At 67.8% G+C, this 17,957-nt stretch carries 13 protein-coding genes; 7 read left to right on the top strand and 6 right to left on the bottom strand.

What is annotated here, in order from left to right; all coding sequences use genetic code 11:
• Both proC and ADE01S_RS28300 read right to left on the bottom strand, forming a co-directional pair.
• Positions 1 to 751, bottom strand: a 751-nt coding sequence (gene proC / locus ADE01S_RS28305) for a pyrroline-5-carboxylate reductase (RefSeq protein WP_062685101.1), incomplete at its 3' end; no start/stop codon positions are given.
• Between the two features lie 29 nt (positions 752 to 780).
• Complete coding sequence (locus tag ADE01S_RS28300; protein ID WP_062685100.1) at positions 781 to 1,914, bottom strand: alpha-hydroxy acid oxidase; 1,134 nt, start codon at positions 1,912 to 1,914, stop codon at positions 781 to 783.
• A gap of 293 nt (positions 1,915 to 2,207) precedes the next feature.
• Here ADE01S_RS28300 and ADE01S_RS28295 point away from each other — a divergent pair, with 293 nt between their 5' ends.
• Genes ADE01S_RS28295 through dapA form a run of 5 tightly spaced genes read left to right on the top strand, consistent with a single transcriptional unit; the run spans position 2,208 to position 8,576 of the window.
• Positions 2,208 to 3,635, top strand: coding sequence for an FAD-binding oxidoreductase (locus ADE01S_RS28295; protein WP_062685099.1), 1,428 nt, complete (start codon positions 2,208 to 2,210; stop codon positions 3,633 to 3,635).
• A 30-nt stretch (positions 3,636 to 3,665) separates the two neighbouring features.
• Positions 3,666 to 4,748 carry an ABC transporter substrate-binding protein gene (locus ADE01S_RS28290; RefSeq protein ID WP_062685098.1) on the top strand — a complete coding sequence of 361 codons (1,083 nt, stop codon included), beginning with the start codon at positions 3,666 to 3,668 and terminating at the stop codon, positions 4,746 to 4,748.
• A 20-nt stretch (positions 4,749 to 4,768) separates the two neighbouring features.
• A complete protein-coding gene (locus ADE01S_RS28285) occupies positions 4,769 to 5,857 on the top strand; it encodes an ABC transporter ATP-binding protein (RefSeq protein WP_062685097.1) in 1,089 nt (362 codons plus the stop codon).
• A 4-nt stretch (positions 5,858 to 5,861) separates the two neighbouring features.
• Positions 5,862 to 7,637 (top strand): ABC transporter permease subunit, encoded by a 1,776-nt coding sequence (locus tag ADE01S_RS28280; RefSeq protein ID WP_062685096.1) that lies wholly within the window; start codon positions 5,862 to 5,864, stop codon positions 7,635 to 7,637.
• A gap of 33 nt (positions 7,638 to 7,670) precedes the next feature.
• Positions 7,671 to 8,576 carry a 4-hydroxy-tetrahydrodipicolinate synthase gene (dapA, locus tag ADE01S_RS28275; protein WP_062685095.1) on the top strand — a complete coding sequence of 302 codons (906 nt, stop codon included), beginning with the start codon at positions 7,671 to 7,673 and terminating at the stop codon, positions 8,574 to 8,576.
• Between the two features lie 341 nt (positions 8,577 to 8,917).
• Here the strand turns inward: dapA and ADE01S_RS28270 are convergent, their stop codons facing one another.
• The 4 genes from ADE01S_RS28270 to ADE01S_RS28255 form a co-directional block, all read right to left on the bottom strand.
• Positions 8,918 to 9,745 carry an IclR family transcriptional regulator gene (locus tag ADE01S_RS28270; RefSeq protein WP_062685094.1) on the bottom strand — a complete coding sequence of 276 codons (828 nt, stop codon included), beginning with the start codon at positions 9,743 to 9,745 and terminating at the stop codon, positions 8,918 to 8,920.
• A 147-nt stretch (positions 9,746 to 9,892) separates the two neighbouring features.
• Positions 9,893 to 10,657, bottom strand: coding sequence for a phytanoyl-CoA dioxygenase family protein (locus ADE01S_RS28265; protein WP_062685093.1), 765 nt, complete (start codon positions 10,655 to 10,657; stop codon positions 9,893 to 9,895).
• Between the two features lie 122 nt (positions 10,658 to 10,779).
• The gene (locus ADE01S_RS28260; protein ID WP_062685092.1) at positions 10,780 to 11,868 is read right to left on the bottom strand and encodes an AI-2E family transporter; all 1,089 of its coding nucleotides are present in this window, start codon (positions 11,866 to 11,868) and stop codon (positions 10,780 to 10,782) included.
• Positions 11,869 to 12,021: 153 nt separating this feature from the next.
• The gene (locus tag ADE01S_RS28255; protein WP_062685091.1) at positions 12,022 to 13,077 is read right to left on the bottom strand and encodes a LysR family transcriptional regulator; all 1,056 of its coding nucleotides are present in this window, start codon (positions 13,075 to 13,077) and stop codon (positions 12,022 to 12,024) included.
• A 382-nt stretch (positions 13,078 to 13,459) separates the two neighbouring features.
• Between ADE01S_RS28255 and ADE01S_RS28250 the strand changes: the two genes are divergently transcribed.
• Together ADE01S_RS28250 and ADE01S_RS28245 are read left to right on the top strand one after the other, a co-directional pair.
• Complete coding sequence (locus ADE01S_RS28250) at positions 13,460 to 14,656, top strand: efflux RND transporter periplasmic adaptor subunit (RefSeq protein WP_062685090.1); 1,197 nt, start codon at positions 13,460 to 13,462, stop codon at positions 14,654 to 14,656.
• A gap of 35 nt (positions 14,657 to 14,691) precedes the next feature.
• The gene (locus ADE01S_RS28245) at positions 14,692 to 17,907 is read left to right on the top strand and encodes an efflux RND transporter permease subunit (protein WP_062685089.1); all 3,216 of its coding nucleotides are present in this window, start codon (positions 14,692 to 14,694) and stop codon (positions 17,905 to 17,907) included.
• Positions 17,908 to 17,957: the final 50 nt, after the last annotated feature.

The raw sequence follows: 17,957 nt of genomic DNA, 5'->3' as shown, positions 1-17,957 counted from the left end.
TGGCCGGCGCCACGCCCGCCGCCCGCATGTGCGACAGCGCCGCGTAGGTGGTGCCGCCCTTGGAGGTGACGCGGTCCTGCAATTCGGTCAGCGGCGCCGTTTCGCTGGCCGCGAGCGCGGCCGCGCCGCGGAAGGCGGACACCGCGAGGCGGCGCGCGTCGGCGGGCGAGAAGCCCAGTTCCTCCGCGCCCTTTTCCAGCGCCGCCATGAAATGGAACACATAGCCCGGCCCGCTGCCGGTCACGGCGGTGACGGCGTCGATCATGGCTTCGCTGTCGGTCCAGATGCGCTCGCCCACCGCCGCGAACAGGGCGTCCACCCGGGCGCGCTCGGCCGGGCCGCAGGCCGCCGTGGCGTACAGGCCGGTCATGCCCAGGCCCACCTTGGCCGGCGTGTTCGGCATGGCGCGCACGATACGCGCATGGCCGCCCAGCCAGCCGGACAGCGAAGCCAGCTCGACGCCCGCCGCGATGCTGACCACCGCGGCATCGGCCGGCAGGTGCCGCCCGACCTGCGCGCAAGCCTCGCGCAGGACCTGCGGCTTGGTCGCCAGCACGCACAGCGCGGCATCGCCCAGTTCGGGGCCGGCGGTCTCGCGGCAGGCCAGGCCGCGCGCGAGCAGGGCGTCGCGCGCGGGGGCATAGGGCTCGACCACCAGGAAATCGGCCGCTGCCCGGCCCTGGCCGAGCAGGCCGTCGATGATGGCGCTGGCCATGTTGCCGCCGCCGATGAAAGCTATTTTTTCGCGCATGTCGTTCCGATGGAAGTGGGGGGGAAATGTCAGCGCCGGCGGACCGCGTCCGCATCCAGCGCGCCGATGCGGCTGCGGCCCAGCAGCCTGAGGGTGTTTTCGAGTTCGGCGCGCAGGATGGCCAGCACCTCGTCCGCGCCCGCCGGCCCGCGCCCCGCCAGCCCGTACAAGGGCGCGCGACCCAGGAGCACGGCGCGCGCGCCCAGCGCCACCGCCTTGGCGATGTCGCTGCCGCGGCGAACGCCGCCGTCCACCAGGATCTCCATCGACTGCCCCAGCTCGGCCGCCACTTCGGGCAGCACTTCCAGCGGGCAGGGCGCGCTTTCCAGCTGGCGCCCGCCATGGTTGGACAGGACGATACCGTCCACGCCCTGCGCTTGCGCGCGGCGCGCGTCGGCCAATCCCTGGATGCCCTTGATGACGATGCGGCCGCGCCAGGCGCGGCGCAGCCAGGCGACGTCATCCCAGCTCAACGCCAGATCCATCTGGCGGCTGAGGGCCGATGCCTGCTCCGTGATGTTTTCACGCGCATTGGAGCTGACCGCCAGATTCTTCAGTTGCGGGCCGCCATGGCGCAGCATGCGCCAGCACCAGCCGGGATGCGCGGCCAGGTCCAGCAGCAGGCGGCGCGACGGCCGCAGGGGCAGCTTGAAGCCGTTGCGCTTGTCGTGATCGCGGTTGCCGTGCACCGGCACGTCCACGGTCAGGAAGAGCACGGTGTAGCCGCTCTGCCAGGCGCGGTCCATCAAGTGCTCGGCGATGCGGCGGTCGCGCTGCACGTAGAGCTGCAGCCAGAGTTCGCCGCTGGTGGCCGCGCGCACGTCTTCCAGCAGGGACGTGGACGCCGTGGACAGCACGAAGGGCACACCCGCCTGGTGCGCCGCGCGCGCCAGGTGGATGTCCGCATCGGGCCAGAACAGGCCGTTCAGCCCCGTAGGCCCCACGATGGCCGGCATCGCGGCCGTGGCGCCCAGCAGCGGCACGTCGAGCCGGCATTCCGAAACGTCCACCAGCACGTCGGGACGGAATTCGAGGTCGGCCCACGCCGAGGCGTTGCGCGCCATCGCGATGCCGTCCTCGGCCCCGCCCTCCAGGTAATCGAACGCCAGCCGGGGCAGACGCTTTTGCGCGCGCCGCCGGTAATCCATCACGCTGGGCAGCATCTCTCTTCCTTGGTTCCCGTGGCTTTTCGAGTCTTTCTTATGAATCGTATAACGAACGATATGATTGTATTTCGATCATTTTAAAAATCGCAATACCGATCGATCCCGGGCACTCCCGTTCGGCGGGCTGGCGTCGCAGCGCTGCGGAAACGCCGGTCCGGCTCTCCTAGGACATACCCTAGATTCAATTGTATTGAGATTATTTAAATCGAAAAGCAATTTAAGTAATCGTATGCTGTGCCTGAATTCGCTCGGTCCTCATGGTTCCCGAGCCCCTTTCCGGGATCACAGACATGACCAACGGCACCCCCCTGCTAGACGCGCTGGCCCAGGCCCTGGGCGCGGACGCCCTCCTCCATTCCGAGGCCGACCTGGCCGGCTATACCGAAGACTGGCGGGGCCGGTACAAGGGCCCGGCGCTGTGCGTTGCGCTGCCCGGCGATACGCGGCAAGTGTCGGAAATCGTGCGCCTGTGCCACGCCCACGGCACGCCCGTGCTGCCGCAGGGCGGCAATACCAGCCTGTGCGGCGGCGCGGTGCCCGCGGCCGAGGGGCGGCCGCCCGTCATCGTGAATCTGTCGCGCATGCGCCGGATCCGCCGCGTGGACGCCGCCAACAACTCCATGGAAGTCGAGGCCGGCTGCGTCCTGGCCGCGGTGCAGGACGCGGCCGCCGCCGAAGGCAGGCTGTATCCGATCAGCCTGGGCGCGGAAGGTTCGTGCCAGATCGGCGGCACCATCGCCACCAATGCCGGCGGCACCGGCGTGCTGCGCTATGGCAATACGCGCGACAACATCCTGGGCCTGGAAGTGGTGCTGCCCGACGGTTCGATCTGGAACGGCCTGACCGCGCTGCGCAAGAACAATACCGGTTACGACCTCAAGCATCTGTTCATCGGGGCCGAAGGCACGATGGGCATCGTCACGGCCGCCGTGCTCAAGCTGCACCCCCTGCCCACCGCGCACGCGGTCGCGTGGCTGGCTCCCGAAAGCCCGCAGGCCGCGCTCGATATCCTGGGCCGGTTCCAGCGTGCCTGCGGTTCGCGCCTGTCGGCCTTCGAGATGATCGACAGCAACCAGCTGGACGTGGTCATGGAGCACGTGCCGGGCCGCAAGAACCCGCTCGCCGGCGTCCATCCCTGGCATGTGCTGGTGGAGCTGTCCGACACCGGCGGCGACGCCGGCCTCCAGGACCTGCTGCAACAGATCCTGGAGCAGGCATCCGAACAGGGCCTGCTGCGCGACGCGGTGGTCGCGAGCAACGGCGCGCAACGCGCCGCGCTCTGGGAAGTGCGCCACAGCGTGTCGGAAGGCAATAAGAAGGCCGGCGTGGGCCTCACCACCGATACCGCCGTGCCCGTGTCCGCCGTGCCCCGCTTCATCGACGAAGCCACGCGCGCCGTGCGCGCGCTGGTGCCCGGCCTGCCCGTGCTGATCGTGGCCCACCTGGGTGACGGCAACGTGCACTTCATCCCGTTCTTCACTTTCGATGCCTGGAACGCGCTGCCCGACCGCGACGCCATGGCCGCCGCCATCCGCCGCGCCGTCAACGACGTGGCCGACGCGCTGGGCGGCACGTTCAGCGCGGAGCACGGCGTGGGCCGCAGCTCGCTCGCCGAAATGGCGCACTACAAGTCGCCGGTGGAACTGGCGATGATGCGCGCCGTGAAGCAGGCCTTCGATCCCGACCATCTTTTCAACCCCGGCCGCTTGCTGCCTTGAGCCGTCGTTCTCGATCCGTAGGAGCCCTCAATGAAACCGACCTCCCATAACGCCTCGCGCCGCAACGCGCTCAAGACCGTGGCCGCCGGCGCCGCCGCCCTGGCCATGCCCATGATCTGGACGCCGTCGCGCGCGGCCTCCAAGCGCATCGTCGTGCGCGACGACGGCGGCATCTACAGCAAGGCCTATGGCGCCGTGTTCTACAAGCCGTTCTCGGAAGCCACCGGCATCCAGGTGGTGGGCGTGCAGGCCAACGCCGAGCCCACCGCGCAGATCCGCAGCATGGTGGACACCGGCAACTACACCTGGGACATGGCCAAGATCAGCCAGCCCGCCATCCTGATGCTGACCGAAGGCGGCAAGGTATACCTGGAGAAGCACGGCCTCGAATCCGACCCCGTGGTGGCCACCATCCCCAAGCAGTACATGTCGCCCTACGGCGTGGGGAACAACGTCTACACCACGGTCCTGGCCTATCGCACCGACGCCTTCAAGGGCCGCCGCGCGCCCGCCTCGTGGGCGGACTTCTGGGACGTGAAGAACATCCCCGGCCGCCGCGGCCTGCGCAAGCATCCGTTCGACACGATCGAAGAAGCGCTGATGGCCGACGGCGTGCCGACCGACAAGGTCTATCCCTGCGACATCGACCGCGCGCTGGCCAGCCTGGACAAGATCAAGCCGGCGGTCGACGTGTGGTGGAACACCGGCGCCCAGGTCGAGCAGATGCTGGGCTCGGGCGAGGTCGACATGATCGCCACCTGGGTTTCGCGCGCGCAATCCGCGATCGCCAACGGCGCGCCGGTGCAGATCGTCTGGGACCAGAACATCTGGGGCTGCGACAACTGGTCGATCCTCAAGGGCACGCCGAACGCCGACGCCTGCCGCGAGTTCATCAAGTTCGCCTCCGATCCCAAGCGCCAGGCCGCGCTGGTCGAGTACTTCGCCGCCGGCGTGACGCAGCCCGCCGCCTTCGACTACATCAAGGCCGACGTCGCCCGCAATTGCCCGACCCATCCCGACAACATCAAGACGGGCCTGCACATCAACGCCGCCTACTGGCTGGACAAGCAGCGCGACGTGCTTGAGCGTTTCAACGGCTGGGTCCTGAAGTAACTCCTTTCTCGTCGATCACCATGTCTTCCTCCAATCTGCAAATCTCGGGCCTGGGCAAACGCTACGGCGACTTCGTCGCGCTGGCGCCCACGCACCTGGACGTCGCCCGCGGCGAATTCCTGACCCTTCTGGGCCCCTCCGGCTCGGGCAAGACCACCCTGCTGAGCCTGATCGCCGGGCTGGCCCAGCCCGACGAAGGCCGCGTGCTGATCGACGGCGCGGACGTGACCTACGGCGCGCCTTACGAGCGCGACATCGGCATGGTGTTCCAGAACTACGCGCTGTTTCCGCACATGAGCATCGAAGAGAACATCGCGTTCCCGCTGAAGATGCGCAAGGTGCCGGCGGCCGAGGCCCGCCGCCGCGCGATGGAGGCCCTGGAGATGGTGCGCCTGCCCCACGTGGCGGCGCGGCTGCCGCGCGAGCTGTCCGGGGGCCAGCAGCAGCGCATCGCGCTTGCCCGCTGCATGGTCTACCGCCCCGCGATCATCCTCATGGACGAGCCGCTGGGCGCGCTGGACAAGAAGCTGCGCGACCAGATGCAGCTGGAGATCAAGCGCATCCACCGCGAGCTGGGCACCACCATCGTCTACGTGACCCACGACCAGGAAGAGGCGATGACCATGTCCGACCGCATCTGCCTGATGAACGGCGGCGCGATCGAACAGCTGGGCACGCCGGCGGATCTGTACTTCCGCCCGCGCACCCTGTTCGTGGCCGATTTCCTGGGCGAATCCAATCTGCTGCGCGGCGTGGTTTCCTCGGTCGACGGCGAGACGCTCACGGTCGGGCTGGAGCGCCAGGGCGTGACCGGGCAGGCCCTGTCCAACGGCGCCCCCGTGCGCGCCGGCCAGAAGGTCACGCTGATGTTGCGCCCGCAGAACCTGCGCGTCGAAGCGGCCCGCGAAGCCGGCCCGTCTCTGACGGGCAAGCTGCTGGACGTGATGGTCACCGGCAGCCTGACCAAGCTCTACCTGGATACGGGCGTGGCGGACGCCGAGCCCATCGTGGTCGCCTACCCCACGCAGCGCCAGGCCGAGCACTACGCCATCGGCCAATCCCTGTCGGTCAGCTGGCAGGCCGCCGACGCCGTCGCCATCCCGGAGTAAGCGCATGACGACTCTCGCCCCTCCCCGCAAGCGCATGAGCCAGGGGCGCCGCCATTTCCTGATGGCGGCGCCCCTGGTGGCGCTGCTTCTGGTGCTGCTCATCTACCCGGTGGGCCAGCTGCTGCTGTTGAGCGTGTTCGGCGAACAGGGTTTCTCGCTGACGCAGTATCACCGGCTGTTCGAATCGTCCGTGTACGTGAACGTGCTGCTGATCACGCTGAAGATCTCGCTGTGGACGACGTTCTTCTCGGTGGTCGCCGGCTACCCGGTGGCCTATCTGATCTCCAGCCTCTCGGCCCGCCGCAAGACCTCGCTCCTGTTCTGGGTGCTGCTGTCGTTCTGGACCAGCTTCCTGGTGCGGACCTTCGCCTGGGTGGTGCTGCTGGGCCGCAACGGCGTGGTCAACCAGCTGCTGCAGGCGCTGGGCATCCTGGATGCGCCCGCCAACCTGCTCTACAACTTCGGCAGCGTGCTGGTGGGCATGGTGCACGCGCTGATGCCGCTGGCGGTGCTGACGATGCTGTCGGTCATGGAGAACATCGACCGCAACCTGCCGCGGGCCGCCTCCACCCTGGGCGCGCGTCCCGGCACGGCCTTCTGGAAGATCTATTTCCCCTTGTCGATGCCGGGCGTGGCGGCCGCCGCCATCATGGTGTTCGTGACCGCCATCGGCTTCTTCATCACGCCCGCGCTGCTGGGCGGGCGCAAGGAAACGATGATCACGCAGATCATCATCGACCAGGTCCAGCAGACCATGAACTGGGAGTTCGCCGGCGCCGTGTCGGTGCTGCTGCTGGTCGTGGTGCTGGTGGTGTTCGCGATCTACGACAAGGTGCTGGGGCTGTCCACGATGACGGGCGCCGCCTCCACCCGGGTGCGGGCATCGGGCCGGGAAGGCCTGGGCCGCCGCGTCGGCGACGCCGTGCTGACGATGCTGGCCGAGATCTCGGACCGGCTGTTCGGCCTGCTGCCCAAGCGCCTGCGGCGCTCGGTGTCGGGCACCGGGCAATCGCGCACGCTGTGGTGGATCGTGCTGCTGGTGCTGGCTTTCCTCTCCGCGCCCGCTTTCCTGATGATCCCGCTGTCGTTCGATTCCGGCTCGGGCCTGACCTGGCCGCCCAAGGGCTTCTCGCTGCAATGGTACGAGCAGATGTTCACCTCGCCCGTGTGGATGCAGGCGATCACGCGCTCGCTCATCGTGGGCGTGGGCACGGGGCTGCTGGCCATGCTCATCGGCACGCCGGCCGCCTTCCTGCTGGTGCGCGCCAACATGCGCGGCAAGTCGGCCATGCTGGCCTTCGTGCTGTCGCCCATCGTGGTGCCGCGCATGATCATCGCCGTGGGCATGTTCTATTTCTTCGCCCGCGTGGGCCTGGTCGGCTCGACCATCGGCCTGATCCTGGCGCACACGGTGGTGGCCGTTCCGTACGTGGTGATCACCATGATGGCGGTGCTGCGCAACTACGACACGCGCCTGGACCTGGCCGCGCAAAGCCTGGGCGCGGGCCCCTGGGCCACGCTGCGCTTCGTGACGTTCCCGATCCTGGGCGCGGGGCTGATGTCGTCGTTCCTGTTCGCGTTCGCCACGTCCTTCGACGAGCTGACCATCGCGCTGTTCGCGTCGGGCGGCCTGAACGCCACGCTGCCCAAGCAGTTCTGGGACGAGGTGACCTTGCAGATCTCTCCGGTGATCGCGGCCGTCTCCACCTGCCTTTTTCTCTTCATTGCCGCGCTGATCTGGCTGGCTGACCGGCTGCGCCGCCGCAGCCTGGCCGGCTGATCCGCGCCCGTTTCACCTCATAGGATACGTTTCATGTTGAACGCAACCCAACTGCGCGGAGTCTTTCCCGCCATTCCCACCCCCGTCAACGCCGACGACAGCATCAATGTCCCGGCCGCGCAGGCCCTGATCGCCTACCTGCTCAAGCAGGGCATCGACGGCATCGTGCCGCTGGGCGGCACCGGCGAGTACGGCGCCCTGGCGCGCGCCGAGCGCATCCGCATGTGCAAGCTGACGGTGGACGCGGTGCAGGGCCGCGTGCCGGTGATCCCCGGCGTGCTGGACCCCGGCTTCCACGACGCGCTCCAGGCCGGCCAGGAGTTCGCCGACGCCGGCGCCGACGCGCTGATGGTGCTGACCCCCTACTACACCACGCCCACGCAGGCCGGCATCCGCGAGTATTTCCTGCGCTATGCCGACGCCTCGCCCCTGCCCGTGATGATTTACGAAATTCCGTACCGCACCCGCATCGCGATCGCGCCCGAGGTGCTGCACGAACTCTCGCGCCACGAGAACATCATCGGCATGAAGGCGTGCAACACGGACATGTACCATTTCCTGCGCACCGTGGCGGGCGTGGACGACTCTTTCGCGGTGTTCAGCGGCGAAGACACGCTGCTGCCCGTGCACCTGGCCGCGGGCGCGCGCGGCGGCATCGTGGTGACGGCCAGCCTGCTGCCCACGGCCTGGCGCAAGGTCTACGAGCTGGCGTCCGAGGGACGCACGCGGGAGTCGATGGAACTTCATCGCCGCCTGATTCCCTTGATGAACCTGGCGTTCGCAGAAACGAATCCGGGGCCGATGAAGTCCGTGATGGATTTGATCGGCGTGGATGCGCCCGAGGTGCTGGATCCGCTGGTGGCGCCCGCCGACGGCCTGCAGGCAGCGTTACGGGCGGAGCTGGTTCCTTTGCTTCGGGAGTTTGAAGGGGTTGCTTAAGGGCGAGAGCGGTCGTTCCTTGGGGCGATGGGCTGGTCCTTGAAACGCCCGCCCCCCAGGCCGGCCGCGCGGGGGCCTTTGGGGGCTTACGGCGTCTTGCGTCGGTGTAACGCGTAGGATGGGTGAAGTGCGTCCGGGTCTACCCGCGAACACGGGCGTTCATCGCACGTAACCCATCATGGATGTGTGCGTTGCGGTGATGGGTTACGCGCGCTTGGCGCCGGTGTTCCTGTGCCGGCGATCTCGCGCTACACCCATCCTACGGATCACCGTTTCGACGCCCAAACCCGCGTATGCCCGGGGCGCGAGCGGCCGTGGCGTCCGCGACGACGGGCGAACCCCTACCTCGAATACCCCGAAAACTTCGACTTCGAAATCGAAGTCGCCGCCACCTGCACATGCGGCGCCAACTCAGCCTCGACCCTCGCCACCGTCCACCGCGTCGTCGGCACCGCAATATTGATCGCGGCCACCGCCAGCCCCCGATGATCGATGACCGGCGCCGCGACAGAGATGTCGCCCAGCACCGTCTCGTTCACGATGATCGCGTAACCCTTCTCCGCCACGCGCCGGACGCGTTCCAGCAGTTTCTCCGGGTTGATCTCGGTATAGGGCGTGATCGCCTCCAGCCGCGTCTGCGCCAGGATTTCGCGGCGCTGCTCGTCGGACAGGCGCGACAGGATCGCGGTGCCCGAGGCCGTGAAATAGGCGGGAAGCCGGCTGCCCACGGCAATGTCGACGTTGACCAGGTGATGGCCGGGGAAGCGCGCCACGAAGACGATCTCGTGGCCGTCCAGTTCCTGCAGGTTGGTGGTTTCGCCGAGCGTGCGGCTGATGTCCAGCAGATAGGGCGAGGCCTTGTCGATGAGTTCGTTGGCGCGCACGTAGTTGTACGAAAACTGCAGCACCTTCGGCGTCAGCCCGTAGTTGCGGGTGTCGGGGATGCGGCGCAGGTAGCCCAGCGTTTCCAGCGTGTAGACCAGGCGCTGCGTGGCGCTGCGGTCCAGGCCGGAGGCGCGGGCGATGTCCGCCAGGGTCATGTGGCGCTTGGGGCCATCGAACGCGTGCAGGACCTGGAAGGCCTTTTCGGTGGAGCCTACGAAGAGCGAAGACCGGGTCTCGGTCGTCGCCTGCGTTTTTTCCGTGTCGGCGAGGGGTGGAGTGCGCACAGGAAACAGCCTTTTCGAGTTCTGGGATGCGGCGCGGAAAACGGCGCATGGCGGGACGAGGCCGGTCCAACCATGCGCAGTGCGCTGATATTAATTGTAATTCAATTATTAATAGCAGATACCAATCGATTTGGCTGGCCCCGCCGGCTACTCCAAGGGTACGCCCGGTTGCGACGCGGAGCGGGTGCCCGGCACGGGGTGGCAGGATTGCGGGTGGTAGGTATGCACCACCGACAACTTCACGCGGTCGCTGCTGTTGCCCGGCGCCGCGTGCAGGGTGCGGCAATGGAAGAACACCACGTCGCCCGCCTGCAGTTCGGGGCTGACCGCGCGGGCGATCCATTCGGCATTCTCGGGCGCGTCGTCGCGGAAGAATTTCTGCGCGTCGAATTGTTCGGGCCGGTAGGCGGCCGCGTGCGAGCCCGGGATGAAGGACAGCCCGCCGTTGGCCGGCGTCTCCGATCCCAGCGCCAGCCAACAGGACACCAGGTCGGTATCGGAAAACGACCAATAGCGGATGTCCTGGTGCCAGCCCGTCAGGCTGCCGTAGGCGGGATGCTTGGTCATGACGCAATTGTGGTGCACGGTGGACAGCACCGGCTTCTCGCCGAAGTAGCGCGCCAGCCACTGCCCGATGCGCGGGTCCGTGGCCCATTGGGCGAACAGCGGGTCGCGGGCGTACGCGCCCAGCAGGCGCCTGACCGTGAGGCCGCCCTCGGCGGCGCGGGACTCCGGCGCGCCGGGATAGCGCAGGTCGGCTTCGTATTCGATGGGCGCCACGTGCTCGCGCAGGTGGCGTTCGGCCAGGGCGCGCAGCGCCGCCACCCGTTCCGGGTCCGCGAACTGGCGCAGCACCACGAATCCCTGCTCGCGCAGGACGGCTATCTGATCATCAAGCAGTAACCCGGACATCTCGATCCTCACACCCCGCGGCGTAAGCTGCAAAGCGTCTGCACGTGGCGCAGGCGCGCGCCGGCCAGGCGCCGGCATACGCGGGGATGGCTAGATTACCAAAACCGCCGGCCGGCCCGGCGTCAGAGCGTCGGCGGATTCAGCCGGGCGGCGTCGCGCTCCTGGACTTCGTGGTGCACCCACTCGCGCCAGACCGCCACCAGCAGGGCCATCAGCACGGGGCCGACGAACAGGCCGACGATGCCCATGGTCTTCACGCCTCCCACCAGCCCGAAGAAGGTGGGCAGGAACGGCAGCTTGACGGGGCCTCCCACCAGGCGCGGGCGCAGCGTCTTGTCGACGATGAAGAGCTCCACGCTGCCCCACACCATCAGGGCGATGCCCGCCACCAGGTGGCCCGAGCCCACCAGGTACAGCGACACCAGGGTGAACGACAGCGGCGCGCCGCCCGGTATCAGGGCCATGAAGCCCGTGACCACGCCCAGCAGCACCGGCGACGGCACGCCCGCCACCCAGTAGGCGATCCCCAGCACCACGCCCTCGCCCAGCGCGATCAGGCCCATGCCGGTGACGGTGGAGTTGATGGTGGCCGGCACCACGCGCGAGAAGCGCTGCCAGCGCGCGGGCAGGATGCGTTCGCCCAGCACGTCCAGCTGGGCCACCATGCGGATGCCGTCCTTGTAGACGAAGAACAGCGTGATCAGCATGAACAGCACGGTCAGCAGCAGCTGGAACACATTGCCCGTGGCCGCCAGGACCATGCGGTAGATGTTGCCCAGGTGCTCGCCGCTGACGGCCTCCACCAGCGCGCCCAGCGCGTGGGGCTGCCCGATATAGGACTCCCAGTACTGGCCCAGGCGTTCGCCCACCACCGGCATCGACGTAATCCAGTTTGGCACGGCCACGCCATGGCGGTTGGCCGCGATGGCCCAGGCGAAGAAGGCGCTGGCTTCCTTGATGGCGTAGGACAGCGCCAGCGACATCGGCACGATCAGCACGACGATCACCACCAGCAGGGCCAGCGAGGCGGCGAGCGCGTTGCGGCCGCCGCAGCGGGCAAGCAGTCGTTGGTACAGGGGCCAACTGGCCAGGCCGATGATCAGCGCCGCCAGGGCGGGGACCAGGAAGCCGCTAAGGAAATACACCCCCGCCAACAACACGAGCAACAAAAGCCAACGGGCGATCAGGTAGGCGGGTAGTACAGGCTGCATAGAGCGGATCGACAGTAAGTGCGTTGTAAGGCTTTGACTGTCGGACTATACAGACGTTTCGCGCAATACGAGGGACGCAAGGATTGTATTTACTACGGGGTTTCCCGTGTTACCCAGGGCGGCGGAAAAAATTCTCCGCCGCCCCGTCCCCGATCAAAGCGCGTATTCGGCGGCCTCTTCGCGCGCGCTGCGGCGGCGCGCCGGCACGGCGGGCAGGGTCGGGCTGGGCAGGCTGGCGGCCAGCGTGCCCTGGCTGCGCGCATAGACGCCGCAGTGGGCGGCGGCCGGATCGGTCTCGTCGCGCCCGCTCAGCAGCGGGCAGCCCGCGAACAGTTCCGCCACCCAGTCGGTGAAGGCGCGCACCTTGGGCGACAGCTGCCGGCTCTGCGGATACAGCACCGAGATCGCCGTGGCGCTGGGCTTCCACTGGGGCAGCACTTCGATCAGCTCGCCCGATTGCAGGTGGGGCAGAGCCATATAGCGGGGCACCTGGATCAGGCCGAAGCCCTTGAGCCCGCAATCCAGGTAGGCGCCGGCCTCGTTCACCGCCACCGCCCCCTGCATGTCGACTTCCTGGTGCTTGCCGTCGACGTTGAAGTCCCAGGCGCAGTTGCGGCCGGTGCGGCTGGAGAAATAGTGCACCGCGTGGTGATCGCGCAGGGCTTCGATGGTCTGCGGCAAGCCATGGCGCGCCACGTAAGCAGGCGCGGCGCAGGTGACAGTCTGCAAGGTGCCGATGCGGCGCGCGACCAGGCTGGAGTCTTCCAGGTCGCCGGCGCGGATCACGCAATCCACGGCCTCCTGCACCATGTCGACCGGACGGTCTCCCAGGCCCAGCACCAGTTCCACGTCCGGGTATTTGTCGTGGAAATCACACAATGCGGGGATCAGGATCAGCCGCCCGATGCTGGTGGGCACGTCGATGCGCAGCCGGCCCTTCAGGCGCAGGGCCGCTTCCTGGAAGCACGCCTCGGTTTCCTCTACGTCGGCCAGGATGCGCACGCAATGCTGGTAGTACCCGGCGCCGTCCGGCGTCAGGCCGATGCGGCGCGTGGTGCGGTTGAGCAGACGCACGCCCAGCAGGCGTTCGAGATTCTGGATGATGGTGGTGACGGTGGTGCGCGGAAGCGAGAGGCTGTCGGCCGCCCGGGTGAAGCTGTTGGCATCCACGACGCGCACAAACACCTGCATAGCCTGAAAACGGTCCATGGCGACGGTGTCCTTGGGGCAAATAAGTCGGGGTGAAAGGAGCATAACCCGATTTCGCCGCCGATTAGTCGATCTGACCGACTATTGTTGCCGAAACACATGGGTTTATCCGCCCCCGTAAAACACTCAGAATGCAAACCATCTTGAAGTGCCCTTGCCGCCAGGCGCCTCCGACAGGGCATGTCAACCCTCAGATTCCGGTCACCGCGAAGACCCGCCCCGCCAAGGCGCCTTTGCCTCGACAGCGCGACAGCGCCTCATGCTGCAACGCAGCATACCAACCGGATCCTGAGGACTGGCATCCCCGGACCGCCGTTGCCGCCTCCCGCCCCCAGGCTCGGGGCAAGCGCGCTTCCGTCCCGACATCACTCAAGGAAACATCATGGTTTCGCGTCATCGTATTGCTGTGCTCGCCGTTTTCGCAGCCGTCATCGCGGCCGGCGGCGGTTATGCCCTCTTCCGCGCCCCCGCCGGGGCCAACGCCGCCCAGGCGCAGACCGCCCCCGCGGCGACGCCGGTGGAAGTGGCCGAGGTATTGAACAAGACCATCGTGGACTGGCAGCGCTACTCCGGCCGCCTGGAAGCCATCGACCGCGTCGATATCCGCCCGCTGGTGTCCGGCACCCTGACGGCCGTGCATTTCCAGGACGGCAGCATCGTCAAGAAGGGCGACGTGCTCTTCACCATCGACCCGCGCCCCTACGCGGCCGAGGTCGACCGCGCCGCCGCCGCGCTAACCGCCGCCCGGGCCCGCGCGTCCTACACCGCCAGCGAACTGGCCCGCGGCCAGCGGCTGCTGACCGACAACGCCATCGCCCGCCGCGACTTCGAAGAAAAGCAGAACGCGGCACGCGAGGCGGCCGCCAATCTGCAGGGCGCGCAGGCCGCGCTGGACTACGCCAAGCTCAACCTGGGCTACACGCGCATCGAGGCGCCCGTCGCCGGCCGCGTGTCGCGCGCGGAAGTCACGGTGGGCAACGTGGTGGCGGCCGGCGCCGCGTCCGTGCCGCTGACCACCCTGGTCTCGGTGTCGAAGATGTACGCCTCGTTCGACGTGGACGAGCAGACCTTCCTGCGCTACGTGAATCCGGTCCGCAACGGCCGCAGCGGCGCCGTGCCGGTGGAGCTGGGCCTGGCCAACGAGGAAGGCTATTCCCGCAGCGGCGTCGTGCAGTCGGTCGACAACCGCCTGGACGCCACCTCCGGCACCATCCGCGTGCGCGCCGAGTTCGACAACGCCGACGGCCTGCTGCTGCCCGGGCTGTACGCCCGCGTCCGCCTCGGCGGCAGCGAGCCCCGCAACGCCGTGCTGATCGACGAACGCGCCATCGGCACCGACCAGGACAAGCGCTACGTGCTGGTGCTGGACGACAAGAACCATGCCGTCTACCGCCAGGTGAGGCTCGGCGCCAACCAGGACGGCCTGCGCGTGGTCGATTCCGGACTCGAAGCCGGCGAGCGCATCGTCGTCAACGGGCTGCAGCGCATCCGCCCGGGCGACCCCGTGGCCCCCACCGTCGTCCCCATGGTTGCCGCGCAGCGCAACCCGGTCAAGACCGCCTCGGCCGCCCTCAACTGAGCCGGCCCGAACCATAAGGCGCAACGAGAACGTCCATGAATATCTCGAAATTCTTCATCGACCGGCCGATCTTCGCCGGCGTGCTATCCATACTGGTGCTGCTGGCCGGCATCCTGGCCATGTTCCAGCTGCCCATTTCCGAGTACCCGGAAGTGGTGCCGCCGTCCGTGGTCGTGCGCGCGCAGTATCCCGGCGCGAACCCCAAGGTCATCGCCGAAACCGTCGCTTCGCCGCTGGAGGAATCCATCAACGGCGTCGAGGACATGCTGTACATGCAGTCGCAGGCCAATAGCGACGGCAACCTGACGCTGACGGTGAACTTCAAGCTGGGCGTGGACCCGGACAAGGCGCAGCAGCTGGTGCAGAACCGCGTGTCGCAGGCGCTGCCGCGCCTGCCGCCGGACGTGCAGCGTCTGGGCGTCACAACGGCCAAGAGCTCGCCCACGCTGACGCTGGTGGTGCACCTGATCTCGCCCAACGACCGCTACGACATCACCTATCTGCGCAACTACGCCATCCTGAACGTCAAGGATCGCCTGGCCCGCATCTCGGGCGTGGGCGAAGTGACGGTGTGGGGCTCGGGCAACTATTCGATGCGCGTCTGGCTGGATCCGCAGAAAGTGGCCCAGCGCGGCATGACGGCCGGCGAAGTGGTGGCCGCCATCCGCGAGCAGAACGTGCAGGTGGCCGCCGGCGTGATCGGCGCCTCGCCCACGCTGGGCGACGTGCCGTTGCAGCTGAACGTGAACGCGCGCGGCCGCCTTCAGACCGAGGAAGAGTTCCGCGACATCATCCTGAAGACCTCGCCCGACGGCGCCGTGACCCACCTGTCCGACGTCGCCCGCGTGGAGCTGGACGCCCAGGAATACGGACTGCGCTCGCTGCTGGACAACAAGCAGGCGGTGGGCATGGGCATCATGCAGTCGCCCGGCGCCAACGCGCTGGACGTCTCCACCAAGGTGCGCGCGGCCATGGCCGAGCTGTCGCAGGATTTCCCGCCGGGCGTGGAATACCGCATCGAATACGACCCCACGCAGTTCGTCAGCGCCAGTATCGAGGCGGTCGTGCATACGCTGCTGGAAGCGATCGCGCTGGTGGTGCTGGTGGTGATCCTGTTCCTGCAGACCTGGCGCGCGTCCATCATCCCGCTGCTGGCGGTGCCGGTGTCCATCGTGGGGACCTTCGCCCTGCTGCTGATCTTCGGCTATTCCATCAACGCGCTGTCGCTGTTCGGCATGGTGCTGGCCATCGGCATCGTGGTGGACGACGCCATCGTGGTGGTGGAGAACGTGGAGCGCAACATCGCGGCCGGGCTCAGTCCGCGCGACGCGACCTACCGCGCCATGCGCGAAGTGAGCGGCCCCATCATCGCCATCGCGCTCACGCTGTGCGCGGTGTTCGTGCCGCTGGCCTTCATGACCGGCCTGACCGGGCAGTTCTACAAGCAGTTCGCCATGACCATCGCCATTTCGACGGTGATCTCGGCCTTCAACTCGCTGACCCTGTCGCCGGCCCTGTCCGCCATCCTGCTCAAGAGCCATCACGACAAGCCCGACTGGCTGACCCGCGGCATGAACCGCGTCTTCGGCCGCTTCTTCAACTGGTTCAACACGATGTTCGGCCGCGCCTCCGAGTCCTACGGCACGGGCGTGTCCAGCGTGATCCGCCGCAAGGCCGGCGCCATGGGCGTGTACGCCGTGCTGGTGGCCGCCACCGTCGGCATCTCCTACCTCGTGCCCGGCGGCTTCGTGCCGGCGCAGGACAAGCAGTACCTGATCGGCTTCACGCAGCTGCCCAACGGCGCCTCGCTGGACCGCACCGACGCCGTGATCCGCCGCATGAGCGACATCGCCCTGAAGGAACCCGGCGTGCAGAGCGCCATCGCGTTCCCGGGCCTGTCGATCAACGGCTTCACCAACAGTTCCAGCGCCGGCATCGTGTTCGTGATGCTCAAGCCCTTCAACGAGCGCAAGAGCGCCGCGCTGTCGGGCAATGCCATCGCGGCCTCGCTGAACCAGAAGTTCGCGGCGATCCAGGACTCGTTCATCGCGGTGTTCCCCCCTCCGCCGGTGATGGGCCTGGGTACGCTCGGCGGCTTCAAGTTCCAGATCGAGGACCGCGGCGCGGCCGGATACGCGGAATTGGACCGCGCCAAGGCCGCCTTCCTGGCCAAGGCCCGCCAGACGCCCGAGCTCGGCCCGGCCTTCTCCAGCTACGAGATCAACGTGCCGCAGCTCGACGTGGACCTGGACCGCGTAAAGGCCAAGCAGCTGGGCGTGCCGGTGACGGAAGTGTTCGACACCATGCAGATCTATCTGGGCTCGATGTACGTGAACGACTTCAACCGCTTCGGCCGCGTCTTCCAGGTGCGCGCGCAGGCGGACGCGCCGTTCCGGGCCCACGCCGACGACATCCTGCAGCTCAAGACCCGCAATGCCGCCGGCGACATGGTGCCGCTGTCCTCGCTGGTCACGGTCAAGCAGACCTTCGGCCCGGAGATGGTGGTGCGCTACAACGGCTACACCGCCGCCGACATCAACGGCGGCCCGGCCCCGGGCTATTCGTCCGACCAGGCGCAGGCCGCGGCCGAACGCGTGGCGGCCGAGACCCTGCCGCGCGGCATGAAGATGGAATGGACGGACCTGACCTACCAGCAGATCCTCGCGGGCAACGCCGGCCTGTGGGTGTTCCCGATCAGCGTGCTGCTGGTGTTCCTGGTGCTGGCCGCGCTGTATGAAAGCCTGACGCTGCCGCTGGCCGTGATCCTGATCGTGCCGATGAGCATCCTGGCCGCGTTGGCCGGCGTGTACCTGACCGGCAACGACAACAACATCTTCACCCAGATCGGCCTGATGGTGCTGGTGGGGCTGTCGGCGAAGAACGCGATCCTGATCGTGGAATTCGCCCGCGAGCTGGAGATGAACGGCCGCACGCCGCTGGAAGCCGCCATCGAGGCCAGCCGCCTGCGCCTGCGCCCCATCCTGATGACGTCCATCGCGTTCATCATGGGCGTGGTGCCGCTGGTGCTGTCCTCGGGCGCGGGTTCCGAAATGCGCCATGCCATGGGGGTCGCCGTGTTCTTCGGCATGCTGGGCGTGACGCTGTTCGGCCTGTTCCTGACGCCGGTGTTCTACGTGCTGCTGCGTTCGCTGGGCGGCAAGAAGCTGCACTCCGCCGCGCCGCACGAGGCCCCCGTCTGCGTGCCGCACCTGGACCCGCACGCGCCGCCCGCTCCCCAGCACAACGCCTGAGCCGGCCAACCGAGAGCCTAGCCAGCGCGTCCCGCCCCCCGCGGCGGGAC

Origin of the sequence: Achromobacter denitrificans NBRC 15125, from assembly GCF_001571365.1 — a bacterium.
Classification (GTDB): Bacteria; Pseudomonadota; Gammaproteobacteria; order Burkholderiales; family Burkholderiaceae_B; genus Achromobacter; species Achromobacter denitrificans.
This window is presented reverse-complemented; position numbering and strand designations above follow the sequence as displayed.